16 protein-coding genes are annotated in these 12,495 nt (G+C 42.9%); 15 read left to right on the top strand and 1 reads right to left on the bottom strand.

Going from position 1 to position 12,495, the window contains the following annotated elements; genetic code table 11:
• Positions 1 to 129: 129 nt before the first annotated feature.
• On the top strand, positions 130 to 318 hold the full coding sequence (locus KS2013_RS11410; protein WP_068994008.1) for a hypothetical protein: 189 nt from the start codon (positions 130 to 132) through the stop codon (positions 316 to 318).
• A 140-nt stretch (positions 319 to 458) separates the two neighbouring features.
• Positions 459 to 863, top strand: coding sequence for a hypothetical protein (locus KS2013_RS11415; RefSeq protein WP_156769001.1), 405 nt, complete (start codon positions 459 to 461; stop codon positions 861 to 863).
• A gap of 530 nt (positions 864 to 1,393) precedes the next feature.
• Here KS2013_RS11415 and rsmD read toward each other — a convergent pair.
• Complete coding sequence (gene rsmD, locus KS2013_RS11420) at positions 1,394 to 2,002, bottom strand: 16S rRNA (guanine(966)-N(2))-methyltransferase RsmD (protein WP_068994014.1); 609 nt, start codon at positions 2,000 to 2,002, stop codon at positions 1,394 to 1,396.
• A 115-nt stretch (positions 2,003 to 2,117) separates the two neighbouring features.
• On the opposite strand from rsmD, the gene ftsY reads away from it, so the two are divergent.
• The 13 genes from ftsY to KS2013_RS11485 all read left to right on the top strand — a co-directional run bounded on the left by ftsY (position 2,118) and on the right by KS2013_RS11485 (position 12,495).
• Positions 2,118 to 3,554: a signal recognition particle-docking protein FtsY gene (ftsY, locus tag KS2013_RS11425; RefSeq protein WP_068994016.1), complete on the top strand. Its 1,437-nt coding sequence runs from the start codon at positions 2,118 to 2,120 to the stop codon at positions 3,552 to 3,554.
• A gap of 13 nt (positions 3,555 to 3,567) precedes the next feature.
• Positions 3,568 to 4,248 (top strand): cell division ATP-binding protein FtsE, encoded by a 681-nt coding sequence (gene ftsE, locus KS2013_RS11430; protein ID WP_068994019.1) that lies wholly within the window; start codon positions 3,568 to 3,570, stop codon positions 4,246 to 4,248.
• The gene (gene ftsX / locus KS2013_RS11435) at positions 4,245 to 5,228 is read left to right on the top strand and encodes a permease-like cell division protein FtsX (protein ID WP_068994021.1); all 984 of its coding nucleotides are present in this window, start codon (positions 4,245 to 4,247) and stop codon (positions 5,226 to 5,228) included. Before ftsE ends, ftsX begins: the two co-directional genes overlap by 4 nt.
• A 130-nt stretch (positions 5,229 to 5,358) precedes the next feature.
• Complete coding sequence (locus KS2013_RS11440) at positions 5,359 to 5,937, top strand: YceI family protein (RefSeq protein ID WP_068994025.1); 579 nt, start codon at positions 5,359 to 5,361, stop codon at positions 5,935 to 5,937.
• 218 nt (positions 5,938 to 6,155) lie between these two features.
• On the top strand, positions 6,156 to 7,007 hold the full coding sequence (gene rpoH / locus KS2013_RS11445; protein ID WP_068994027.1) for an RNA polymerase sigma factor RpoH: 852 nt from the start codon (positions 6,156 to 6,158) through the stop codon (positions 7,005 to 7,007).
• A gap of 235 nt (positions 7,008 to 7,242) precedes the next feature.
• On the top strand, positions 7,243 to 8,025 hold the full coding sequence (locus KS2013_RS11450; RefSeq protein WP_083217885.1) for a substrate-binding periplasmic protein: 783 nt from the start codon (positions 7,243 to 7,245) through the stop codon (positions 8,023 to 8,025).
• A gap of 136 nt (positions 8,026 to 8,161) precedes the next feature.
• The gene (locus tag KS2013_RS11455) at positions 8,162 to 8,911 is read left to right on the top strand and encodes a beta-ketoacyl synthase chain length factor (RefSeq protein WP_068994033.1); all 750 of its coding nucleotides are present in this window, start codon (positions 8,162 to 8,164) and stop codon (positions 8,909 to 8,911) included.
• Positions 8,901 to 9,695, top strand: coding sequence for a lysophospholipid acyltransferase family protein (locus tag KS2013_RS11460; RefSeq protein WP_068994036.1), 795 nt, complete (start codon positions 8,901 to 8,903; stop codon positions 9,693 to 9,695). The genes KS2013_RS11455 and KS2013_RS11460 overlap by 11 nt, the downstream gene beginning before the upstream one ends.
• On the top strand, positions 9,676 to 9,939 hold the full coding sequence (locus KS2013_RS11465) for a phosphopantetheine-binding protein (RefSeq protein ID WP_068994039.1): 264 nt from the start codon (positions 9,676 to 9,678) through the stop codon (positions 9,937 to 9,939). The genes KS2013_RS11460 and KS2013_RS11465 overlap by 20 nt, the downstream gene beginning before the upstream one ends.
• An 8-nt stretch (positions 9,940 to 9,947) precedes the next feature.
• Entirely contained in the window at positions 9,948 to 10,196 is a 249-nt protein-coding gene (locus KS2013_RS11470; protein WP_068994569.1) for an acyl carrier protein, read from the top strand.
• An 11-nt stretch (positions 10,197 to 10,207) separates the two neighbouring features.
• Positions 10,208 to 10,771: a COG4648 family protein gene (locus KS2013_RS11475; protein ID WP_068994042.1), complete on the top strand. Its 564-nt coding sequence runs from the start codon at positions 10,208 to 10,210 to the stop codon at positions 10,769 to 10,771.
• Between the two features lie 10 nt (positions 10,772 to 10,781).
• Positions 10,782 to 12,125, top strand: coding sequence for an AMP-binding protein (locus tag KS2013_RS11480; RefSeq protein WP_068994044.1), 1,344 nt, complete (start codon positions 10,782 to 10,784; stop codon positions 12,123 to 12,125).
• 1 nt (position 12,126) lies between these two features.
• The gene (locus tag KS2013_RS11485; RefSeq protein ID WP_068994047.1) at positions 12,127 to 12,495 is read left to right on the top strand and encodes an ApeI family dehydratase; all 369 of its coding nucleotides are present in this window, start codon (positions 12,127 to 12,129) and stop codon (positions 12,493 to 12,495) included.

The following is a 12,495-nucleotide window of genomic DNA, read 5'->3' on the forward strand; positions in this document are numbered from 1 at the left end:
CAATAACTCTAACCAATACCCTCCTGATCGCTTAACGGAATAGCACTGCTTTTACGGACATAGGGTCATTGGTTAAAGGTAGGCCGTATTGGCAGTCTTTTCATAAGTCCTTATAGGAAAGGATGTGCCATGAATACCCCAATTCTAACAGCACTTGCCCTGGCATTAGGGCTGGTTGGTGCTGTGCAATCTAAAGATAAACGAGATTTTCCGACCAATTTCCACTTGGTGACTGTACCTTCACCACCACAGGCAATAACCCCTATTTTACTTTACAGGCAGGTCGACAGTTTTACTTTAATAATCTTTCCTGCCTAGACGAAGGTGAATGTGATGAATTTTCAGAACTAATTATTACTGTTACCGACGACATTGAAGTCATCTCACTGGAAATTGATGGTGTAATAACAAATGTAAGTACCCGCATAGTGCAGGAATATGAAACGACCGACGGAGAATTGGAGGAAATCTCCCGTAATTACTTTGCAGAATGCAGTGAAACACAAGACGTCTACTATTTCGGCGAGGAAGTAGACATTTACGATGATGGTGAAATTGTTAGCCATGAAGGTGCCTGGAGAGCAGGGCAGAACGAAGCTCAGCCCGGAATCATTTTTCCCGGCGGTGCATTTATTTTAGGCGCCCGCTATTATCAAGAAATAGCACCTGATGTAGCATTGGATCGCGCCGAACATACTGGTTCTGATCTAGATTTTAGCGTACCAGCTGGTGATTATTCGAGCTGTGTTGAAATAACTGAGACTACTTCACTAGAAAAACACGAAGAGTCCATCAAATACTATTGTCACGGAGTTGGCCTTGTATTTGACGATGATTTGGAGCTAGTGCTTATTTTTGAATAAGTAAGCTCAGCAAGGCTATAAATGATACAGCCTGTAAAGAGCTGGGGTGTGTTTTTGTCTATCAACAGCTGCTAATTGGTCTGTTGACGGCTTGATATTCTAAACGCCAACAACTCTCCATAAGTATTGCCTCTGAACCGCCCGACCGATATGAGTGTTCTTGATTGGCCACAGTTGTACTAGTAATAAATTGACATTATGACTATTAGCTCCATTGTCATAAGTGTGGGTGTGACATAAGGTACAAAAGTACTGCCGTTTTTATTGAGCGTGGCAAGATTCCTCTAGGCACACTTAAAGCGGAACATGTTTTAGAAGATATGTATGCAATTTATAAAGACGCAGAAATCTGGCACTATAAAGCTATGGCAATTCACTCAATTGGTGATATTGATGCGCCTGTAGCTTTAGATTTACCCCCAAAAAGCTTCCAAAGACTTATCTCAAGCAAACGACAAAGAAAAAATGTGGAGCGGGGAAGTTATTGATTTATATCTACAACTCTTCTTTTCTCGGCTAAGAGGCAAGCATTAGCCGATAACCCGATACAGTTTATACTGTAGCTGTCCTGCTTTTTTAGCTTTTAATTCTTCCCAGCTCTCAGGAATCGTTATCTCCAAACCTTGTTCAATTTCGATATATATCAATGAGTCAACACCTAACAGGTTTGTAAGCACCAACTTGTCAATTATTTCCTGTGCCATTCCTTTATTAAAGGGCGGATCCAGAAATACAATATCGTATGGCTGGTGCGTGCTCGTTAGGAATTGCTTGGCATCCTGGTGCCAGACATTACCGTCATCAGCCTCCAGCAGCCCCAGGTTCGTTTCAAGTTGTCGCGAAGCTTTCTTGTTTAGTTCAACAAAATCCACATGAGCAGCACCTCTCGACAAGGCTTCAATCCCAATAGCGCCAGAGCCGGCAAAAAGATCCAGACAGCGGGCTCCCCTTACTTCCCGTTGAATCCAATTGAACAAAGTCTCACGAATTCGATCCAGGCTCGGTCTAAGACCCTCAACCTCAATAAACTTCAATTTGCGACCTTTCCACTGGCCTCCGATAATTCGAAATTGACCGCTTTTATTGACCCGTTTGATGCTCCGCCGGTTATCGGCGAAAATCTTTTCACGATTAGCCATTTCCCAAACCACCCTCAAATACGCACGTCCTTTAAATAGCTGACGGCAACTCACTTAAAATGGTAGGATAGCGCTTTTATTGTTTTGAATAAATATATTACGGATCAATCGACTCATGAGCGATAACAAATCTAAGAAACGCGGCCTTTTTGGCTGGTTTGGCAAGAAAGATGATGCTTCGCAAAATAATACTGAAGAGAGTGTCAGTCCCGAAGAGCTTGACGAAAAACTGGAGCAGGCAGAAGAAGCTTTGGAAGAGGCCCTTGAGAGCGATTTAGAACAGCAGCTTGAAACCGAAGCTAATCACAAGGAAACAGTGAGTGATCATGCTGAGGAATCCAATGAACATGCTCAAACCAGAGATACCGACAGTACTCAGGCCAAAAAGCCGACTGATTTGGAACATTCGCAGCATACCGAAGCTGATAATAAAGACTCAATAGCCGACAGTAATGCGGAACCTGATAAAAATACGATTGATACTGATAGCACACAGGCCAAAAAGCCCACCGATTTAGAACAAAAAGCTGCCACAGAAGCGCAGCACTCCGAAGTTACTGATAACGACATTTCTGCAGGCCCTGAGACCGTTATTACAAGCGGAGATACCCAGGAAAAACCAGCCCGCAAAGGCTTTTTTTCCAGACTGAAGGACGGCTTAAGCAAAACTCGCTCACAACTTACCAGTGGTATCGCTGACCTGGTTCTGGGTAGTAAACAGATTGATGATGATTTACTAGAAGATATTGAAACTCAACTGTTAATGGCAGATGTGGGTGTTGAGGCGACTCGACGAATAATAGACGATCTCACGCAGAAGTCTGAACGTAAAGAGCTTAAAGATCCTCAAGCGCTAATGGACCGCCTTCGTGAATTGTTATCAGATATTTTAAGACCATGCTCAGAACCATTAAGTATCGATAACAAGCCCCACGTTATTCTGATGGTTGGAGTTAACGGTGTTGGTAAAACAACAACCATCGGCAAACTGGCCAAGAAGTTCCAACAGGAAGGCAAGTCCGTTATGCTAGCAGCAGGTGACACTTTCCGTGCCGCTGCAGTTGAACAACTTCAAGTTTGGGGTGAACGCAACAATATCCATGTTACTGCACAGCATACTGGAGCAGACAGTGCTTCAGTAATTTTTGATGCGCTGCAATCCGCTCAAAGAAAAAATATAGATATTTTAATTGCCGATACCGCGGGACGACTGCATACAAAATCCAACTTAATGGATGAGTTAGCCAAGGTTAAGCGTGTCATGCATAAACTGGATCCAAGCTCGCCCCATGAGGTTATGCTGGTGGTCGACGCTGGTACTGGTCAAAATGCACTGAATCAGGCCGAGCATTTCCATAAAGCCATAAATTTGACCGGTGTCACGATCACTAAACTGGATGGAACAGCAAAAGGTGGTATTATCTTTGCATTAGCGGATAAATTACAACTTCCTATCCGCTTTATCGGGGTCGGTGAAGGAATTGATGATTTACGCGAATTTAATGCCAATGACTTTATCGAAGCTCTTTTTACTACAGAAGAGACGAGCTAGAATATAATTATAAATGATTGAATTTCATCATGTTTTCAAACGTTATCAAGGTGGCCATGAAGCGCTGAAGGGTGTTAGCTTTGGCTTACCCCGAGGTGAAATGGCCTTTCTGACCGGTCACAGCGGTGCGGGAAAGAGTACTTTATTGAAACTCATAGCTCTGATGGAGCGCCCAACACGCGGGCAAATCATTCTTGATGATATCAACATTTCTAACGTTAAAGATCGCCAAATTCCCTATCATCGCCGAAAAATAGGCATGATTTTTCAGGATCATCGCTTATTATTCGATCGCACGGTTTACGATAATGTCGCTTTACCGCTGATCATTGCCGGTGTTGCTGATCGCGATATACCCAAGCGCGTACGTGCAGCCCTCGATAAGGTCGGCTTGCTGAATAAAGAAAAACAATTACCCATCGAATTATCTGGCGGAGAACAGCAGCGAGTGGGTATCGCCCGTGCTGTGGTAAACAAGCCGCCATTACTGCTTGCAGACGAACCAACAGGTAACCTCGACCCAGAGCTTTCTCAGGACATCATGAGCCTCTTCGAACAATTCAATCAAGTAGGTGTCAGCGTCTTAATTGCCAGTCACGATCTAGGGCTCATTGCCAGAATGAAGCACCCGCTCATCACCCTGAAAGAAGGCCGTACTATCCGCAATGAACTCGCTGAGGTCGATTTTGCATGAGTAATTCTCAGCCGACACATAGAAAGTCTAGTGCTACCAGCTACAAGGTGAAGTTGACCGATCGTATTCAAAATACGATGAAACTGCATCGCGAGAATGTGGTTCAGACACTGCTGGATATCCTGCGCCAACCGACCAATAGTCTGATGACTATCCTGGTGCTGGCAATTGCCTTGGCCTTACCGGCTGCCTTTTACTTATTTATGAGCAACGCCCAATCTGTCTCAGAGTCATGGGATGGCGGAGTTAAAATGGCTATTTATCTTGATGATAAAGCCACAGAGAATCAGGCCCAGGATTTATTCACTACACTTAGTCAGAGAGTTGAGTTTGAGGAAGTAGTTTTTGTTAGCAAAGACGATGGTCTGGAAATGTTCAAGCAATATTCTGGTTTGGGTAATAGTCTTGAATACCTTGATACCAACCCCTTGCCATATGCTATTACCTTGAAACCTACGCCTTCTTTTAGTGATTCAGACCAGCTAGAGCTACTGGCAGCTGAACTGGCTCAGTTGCCATTGGTTGCACAGACTAAACTCGATAGCTCATGGATTAAAAAATACAATTCAATTCTCGAAATCTCTGAGCAAATTGCGACCTTTATCAGCATCATGTTGGCTCTCGGCGTGCTACTGATCGTTGGCAACACCATCCGACTGGCCATTTTAAATCGTCGCGAAGAGATACAGGTCATAAAACTTGTTGGTGCCACTGATGCCTTCATTCGTCGGCCATTTCTTTATACTGGACTATGGTATGGTGCCATAGCGGCGCTTTTAGCGGCACTGATGGTAAACATCATGTTCGTGCTACTGCAGCAATCGACTCACCAGCTAGCACAGCTATACAGTAGTAATTTTTCATTACTCGGACTTGCTCCTGGCTTTACCCTAAGCTTACTCCTTTGCGGCGCTTTACTGGGATTACTTGGAGCCTGGGTTTCCGTTCGTAAACACTTAAAAGACATAAATCCACAATAGCACTATTTAATCACATCATAGTGAATATATAGCCTGTGCATTGGATTAGCTCGATTGAGCCTGATAAAAATGATTGCAAGATTAGATATATACTTTTTACTCTCAGCTTAAAACAAAGGAATCTATTAGCATGAAGAAATTAATTTTCAGCCTAGCCGCTATTTCTGGATTAGCTTTTACTCAAAGCAGTAATGCCCAAGCGGTTGATTATGAATTTGATACCGTACACAGCCAAATTATATTTAAGGTGAATCACCTCGGTTACTCCAATTCCTTTGGTAAATTTCCAACCTTCCGCGGTGAATTAACTTTTGACCAGGAAGATTGGTCAAACTCATCCACCAGCGTTGAGGTTAAAGCTTCTTCCATTGATCTTGAAAATAAGAAATGGAATGAGCACATGCGCTCTGCCGATTTCTTTCACGTAGAAAAACACCCAATCATGAGCTTCAAAAGTACCAAGCTTGAGAAAACAGGTGAAAAAGAGGGCGTTCTACATGGTGAGCTGACTATTTTAGACAAGACTCAGCCTATCACTCTAGATTTAACCTTGAACCAGGCTGGTATCCACCCAATGTCTGAAAAACAGCATGTTGGCTTTTCTGCCCGCGGCTCGATCAAACGCTCGGAGTGGGGCATGGAATACGGTGTGCCAGCAGTGGGTGATAATGTCGATATCATTATTGAAGTTGAAGCATCTGCCAAATAAAATCCCGTAACAGCCGGTTTGGAGTGAACCTCAACTCCTAACCGGCTGTCTAACAGTAATACTTTCGATCAAAGCCACGTATTTATTGACAATTCTTTACCCCAAGAGTTGAAACTTTTGTTATATTTAGCACTCTGATATCTAAAGTGCTAAAAAATTAGCAGTCTCCGTTAAAGAGTGCTAATATCAACGTAACCATTAATTTTAGGAGGGGATGAATGAGCAATATCCCAATGAACATGGCGCTAGCCGTACCAACTGGTAGTATTGACGGATACGTCAGTACTGTTAACGCGGTTCCTGTTCTCTCCGTTGAAGACGAACAGGCACTAGCGCATCGATTCCGCGATGAACAAGATCTCGACGCTGCACGTCAGTTAGTAATGGCTCACTTACGCTTTGTTGTCCATATTGCTAAGAGTTACAGTGGTTACGGCCTGCCTCAGGCGGATTTGATTCAAGAAGGCAACATCGGCTTGATGAAAGCCGTCAAACGTTTCGACCCTACAATGGGCGTTCGTCTGGTGTCTTTCGCCGTACACTGGATTAAAGCTGAAATTCACGAATACGTGCTGCGCAACTGGCGTATAGTGAAAGTTGCGACAACCAAGGCTCAGAGAAAGCTTTTCTTCAATTTACGCTCTAAAAAGAAGTCACTTAACTGGCTTAATAATGAAGAGGTAAAAGCTGTAGCTGACGACTTAGGTGTAAAACCGGAAGAGGTTCGTCGCATGGAAGGGCGCCTTAATGCCCGCGATGCTGCTTTTGATGCCCCAGCGCAAGACGATGAAGCAGATACAGCTTATGCTCCTGTTCATTATCTTCAGGCTTCCGATGCCAATCCAGCTGATGCAGTTGAAAAAGAGCAATGGCAGGATCAGCGTGAAGAAAGACTGATGTATGCTCTAAAGGCACTTGACGATCGAAGTCAGGATATATTGCAACAACGCTGGCTAAGCGATCAAAAAGCAACTCTTCACGAGTTAGCTGACAAGTACGGAGTTTCCGCGGAACGTATCCGTCAACTTGAAAAAAACGCCATGAATAAGATCAGAAATGCTATCCAGTAGCAATGATAACCTCCAAAAAAGCAGGCACACCGCCTGCTTTTTTTATGTCCGAATTATTTTTTAATGCACAAAGAAATCATGCCCAGTTAGCCTAAAAACAGCAAATTGTATAAAAAATTGACACTTTTTGGGTAAAAAAGCGACTATTTTGGCTTTATTCACTTGATCCAGTTCACATTTCGTAGCAGTATAAAATACGAACAATAAGTAATTGCTGGAGAGGCTAACAATGACAATGAGTAAAATTCTAACAATAGCAGCAATCTTCCTTCTCACAGCATGCGGTGGCGAAGAAACTCAAAAACAAGAACAACAACAGGTGACGGCTAAGCGTGACTGTAATCTGAAGATGGGCTGGGAGTCGCGAGCTCCATACCAGTTTGAACGCAATGGTGAAGTGACTGGTATTGATATTCAAATTTTCACAAAAGCAGCAGACTCAATAAATTGCGATGTCAGTTTTGTTGAGAAAAGCTGGACAGAGTTGCTTACTGCATTAGAAAAGGGCGAAATCGACGTTCTTGCAGGCGCAACAATAACTCCTGATCGTGAGTCCTATGCTCACTTTTCAACTCCATATCGTGATGAATCTTTTACCCTTTTCATCCGTGCCAGTAACAGCTATAACGGTAACACTTTAAGCGGATTCCTCAGTCGCAGCCAGAAAGTTGGCATTACCAGCGATTATTTTTATGGTAAAGAAGTCTATGAACTGATGAATCATCCTCAATACTCAAGCCTCTTTGTAGACTCAAAATCAGGCGAGCAAAGCTTTTTCAATATCCTATATAGCGAAATTGATGGTGTTCTGGCAGATCCGGTTGAAGGGCGTTACATACTCAACCGTAAGCGTCTAGGTGATAAAATCAAGGCATCAAAGGTTACTATTCCCAGTGATAGTGTAGCCTTTATGTTCAGTAAAAAGACGTTAAAGGACGAGCAGCTTGACAGACTACAGGAAGCTGTCAAAAATATGGTTGCAAATAATCAGATAAAACCATTGGTCGCTCAGTTCTAAGCCGAGCAAGTCTTCACCCGAAGCTGAGCCTTTGTGCTCAGCTTTTTTTATTTCATTCCACATTCCATGAGTTTGATGTTATTTATTAATTCGGATAGACTTTCGCCAGAAATACTTCACCGGTGTGGATAGAATAATGACAAGTAATAACACCCTTTCTTTTAGTATTCTATCCTCCCATTGCTGGGTAGATGCTGCATATATAGAGGGTAAATCCCCTGCCTCTGATACATTACTATCAGCGGACTTCAATCCGATTGAATTAAAGCAAATTCCAGCCATCAAGCGTCGCAGATTAAATGGAATTAGCAAAATGGCCATGCACTCTTCACTCAAGTGCCTGGAAAAAGCCTCGGTTGATCCCAGTAGCGTGATTACCGTATTTGCCTCACAGCACGGAGAACTCAACCGGACCGTCAGTATCGTCGATGACATGGTCAACAACCAGGAAGTCTCCCCCAAAGATTTTAGCCTGTCAGTCCATAATGCCGCCTTGGGGCTATTCTCTATTTTTAACAAGAACAAACATCCCGGGACCAGCATTGCAGCCAACACTAATACTTTCGGTTATGGATTAATTGAAGCATTAAATCTTTTACATCGATTCCCTGACTGTCTGGTACTATTGACCTGTTTCGATTCACAGGTAAATCCGCCTTTTCAGTCGTTGCAGTCTGCCCTACACCCGAGTCACAGCTACTCGTTACTCCTATCGGCTCCTGACTCCCAGCAATACATTTCCATGAAATTTAATAAGTTTGAAAAGAGAACGTACCCCGAATTGCCTCTTGAGCTACAGTTTTTTAACTTTCTGCAGAATGATGTTTCCAGTACCACCATCCGTTCTGAGGATACTGACTGGGAGTTTACAAAACATGCGCTATAGGCTTAATTACCTGTGGCGCGTTTTCGCAACGGGACTCTCATTTACTACCTTTGGACTGGGTGGCCTGTTCCTATCAATTTTTGTTTTTCCATTTATTAAGCTAATGAACCCGGATCCACAGGTTCGTAAACGTAAAGCACGGTACCTGATTCATCGCAGTTGGAACTTTTTTATTAATTTCATGGAAAGCCTTGGCATCTTTACCTTTCACTTAGAGGAGGCACGCCAGCAACTGGAGGGTGTTGAGGGTAAGGTTATCATCGCCAACCACCCATCTTTAATTGATGTTGTGGCTCTGATCTCACTAATTCCAAGAGCTGACTGCGTAGTCAAACAGGGACTGTGGAACAATTTTTTCCTAAAACGCGTGGTTCGAGTCGCTGACTTTATTAATAACGATCAGGATGTAAATAAACTGATTGAAAACTGTAAAAGATCCCTTGAAGAAGGTTATAATCTGGTCATATTTCCTGAGGGTACTCGCACTGTTCCTAATCGCCCGATAAAACTTCAGCGTGGCGCGGCTAATATAGCCGTTCGCTGCCAGCAAAACTTATTGCCGGTGATTATCGACTGCAACCCAACAACTCTGACAAAACAAGAAAAATGGTATCAAATACCCCCTCGTCGAGCTCAATTCTCGATGAGAGTTGTAGAGGAAATTGATGTTTCTCCGTTCATCCATAACGAAAAAAATGAGTCTATAGCAGCCAGACGACTGACGGAGGAAATAAAAAAGGTATTCACAGAGGAACTAGCAAAAAATGAGAGCGATAGAAAATGAGATTAAGGGCGTCATTATTGAAGCACTTGATCTCGAAGATATGAGCATTGATGATATTGATACTGAAGAACCATTGTTTGGGGATGGCCTGGGCCTGGACTCAATAGATGCTTTGGAGCTGGGCTTGGCTCTAAAGAAAAAATTCGACATCAAATTGGACTCTGATTCGGAAGAGTCTAAAAAGCACTTTTATTCCGTGCAGACACTAGCTGACTTTATTGAAGAACAAAAAGGAGCTGAATAATGGCAAGCATGGAAACTAAAGAACAGATTTACGATCAATTGGTCGACATACTGGTGGATGACTTTGAAGTTGATGAAGACGATATCAATTTAGAAGCCAACCTTTACACGGATCTTGATCTGGACAGTATCGATACGGTTGATTTGGTGATTAAGCTTCAAGAAATGACGGGGAAATCGGTTAACCCCGAAACGTTTAAAGCTGTACGTACCATGCAACATGTAGTTGATGCCGTTCACGACTTAGTCCACGGCTAGAACTTTATCGTATGGCCATCCTGCTAAAAATAGCAATCGCTGTTGTGGTATTGCTGTACCCGATAGCGATTTATTTTGGCTTACAGTATATCGAACCGAAATATCTCGCCCTAACCTTGGCGGGTTTGGTCATTCTAAGAGCATTACTGTCCAAGAGCCAATTACTTAGTAGCGTTAAAGGCCTTTGGTTCATCATCTTAATGGCTGGCCTGACAGTTGCAGCATTAAGCTTTCTTCAAAACTCGACGTTAGGCCTTAAACTTTACCCAGTTATTATAACCACCAGCTTTCTTGTCGTTTTTGGCTATAGTTTATATAAGCCTCCAACAGTCATTGAACGCTTAGCTCGACTCCAGGAGCCTGATTTACCCCCTGAAGGCGTCGCCTATACCCGTACCGTAACAAAAGTCTGGTGTGGTTTCTTTATTCTTAATCTTGCCATTTCTATATACACGGTTTTTTATAGCAGCATGGCGGTTTGGACCCTTTATAATGGCCTTATTTCCTATGTTTTAATGGGAATTCTTTTTCTCGCTGAACTTATTGTAAGAAAGTTCATTATAAAGAAGGTATAGGGAAATTGTTATGAAAGCCATTTCTCAACTACAAACGTTGCTTACTGATGATAAGCCCAGCATAGTCGCATTTGATTCAAATAAAAGCATCTATTTGCAGCAATTACAGCATGATCTATTACAATGTGTCGCTAGCCTCAAAAGCAACCCCTCAAATACCTATCTGCTCTTCATAGACAACAGCTACCATTTCACCGTTAATCTTCTGAGCCTCTTATTACTGAATAAAAATGTTGTGTTGTCTGCTAATAATAAACCGGATTGGCTGGATAGTATTGCTAGTGCTTATGGCGCCATAATTTCTGATGCCCCTTTACATCAAAGCTACCTCAGCGCAACTCATTATGAAGACATACAGACCGAACTGGACAACTCGGCCCTAACGGTACCGCCAAATTTTGATAGTGAAATCCAGTTTTATACTTCAGGCTCAAGCAGTAGGCCAAAGGCTATTTCCAAAACTATTTCTCAACTTTTAATAGAAGTTGATACCCTGGAAGAACTTTTCCAGGAACAATTGGGAACATGTCACGTTTTAGCCACAGTATCTCACCATCATATTTATGGCCTGATTTTCAGGTTGTTGTGGCCTTTACTTTACCGGCGGCCTTTTTTCATCGATATCATCCTATACCCAGAACAATTGATTGAGCTTAATAGGCTGTACCCGCAAAGTTGCCTGGTTTCAAGTCCTGCATTTTTATCTCGGCAAGATCATAAATTGACTAAAGTCTCCCTTGCTGCATGTTTTAGCTCAGGAAGCTTGTTGATAAAGTCGGCCGCCGAAGCAGCCCATAAACAGCTGGGCGTTTTCCCGATAGAAGTATTTGGCAGCACAGAAACTGGCGGAATTGGCTATCGGACTCAGCACAACCACAATATTCTGTGGACGCTATTTCCCGGCCTGTCACTAACAACAGATGATCATCAAAAAGCAACTCTTGAGTCACCTTATTTAATAGCACCGCAAAGGCTTGATGACCGAGTCAAGCTCCTGCCAAACGGGCAATTTGAATTATTAGGCAGAGCAGATAGAGTAGTAAAAATCGAAGAGAAAAGGGTGTCACTGGATGCCGTTGAAGCAACTCTTTGCGAGTCTCCGTTTGTGGAGGAGGCAAAGCTGGTTGTACTACAACAAAATAGACGCTTCCTCGGTGCTGTCATCAAGTTGAGCCCAAAAGGGCTGACCCATCTGCAACAACACTCTAAGCTTGAGCTAAACAAGTTATTAAAACACTCCTTGATACAAAGGTTTGATGCCGTTGCCATTCCTAGAAAATGGCGCTACCTTGAACAGCTACCCTATAATGCTCAGGGAAAGTTACCTGTAAATACCTTAACGGAGCTTTTTTGATATGAAGTTTCCCCCAGTGATCAATCAGCAAGTCAATACGGATAAATCTTGTACTTTTAGTTTAATGATTACACCGGAACTAGATGCCTTCGAAGGCCATTTCGATAACTTTCCTATTGTTCCGGGTGTGGTTCAAATTCAGTGGGCTTTACACTTCTTCAGTCACTACATGGCCCAATCAAATAGCAGTCATCGCTGGCAAGTCGATAGATTATCCGCCATCAAGTTCCAGCAAGTGATTACCCCCGAATTGTCAGTCAATTTAGAACTACATTTTGATGAGCAAAAACAGCTTTTACAGTTTAAAATCACCAGTTCTGAGCATCAACATTCTTCCGGGAAGCTGCTACTGAAAGCAGTAGAGGACTAA

The sequence above is a fragment of the Kangiella sediminilitoris genome (assembly GCF_001708405.1).
In the GTDB taxonomy this organism is placed as follows: domain Bacteria; phylum Pseudomonadota; class Gammaproteobacteria; order Enterobacterales; family Kangiellaceae; genus Kangiella; species Kangiella sediminilitoris.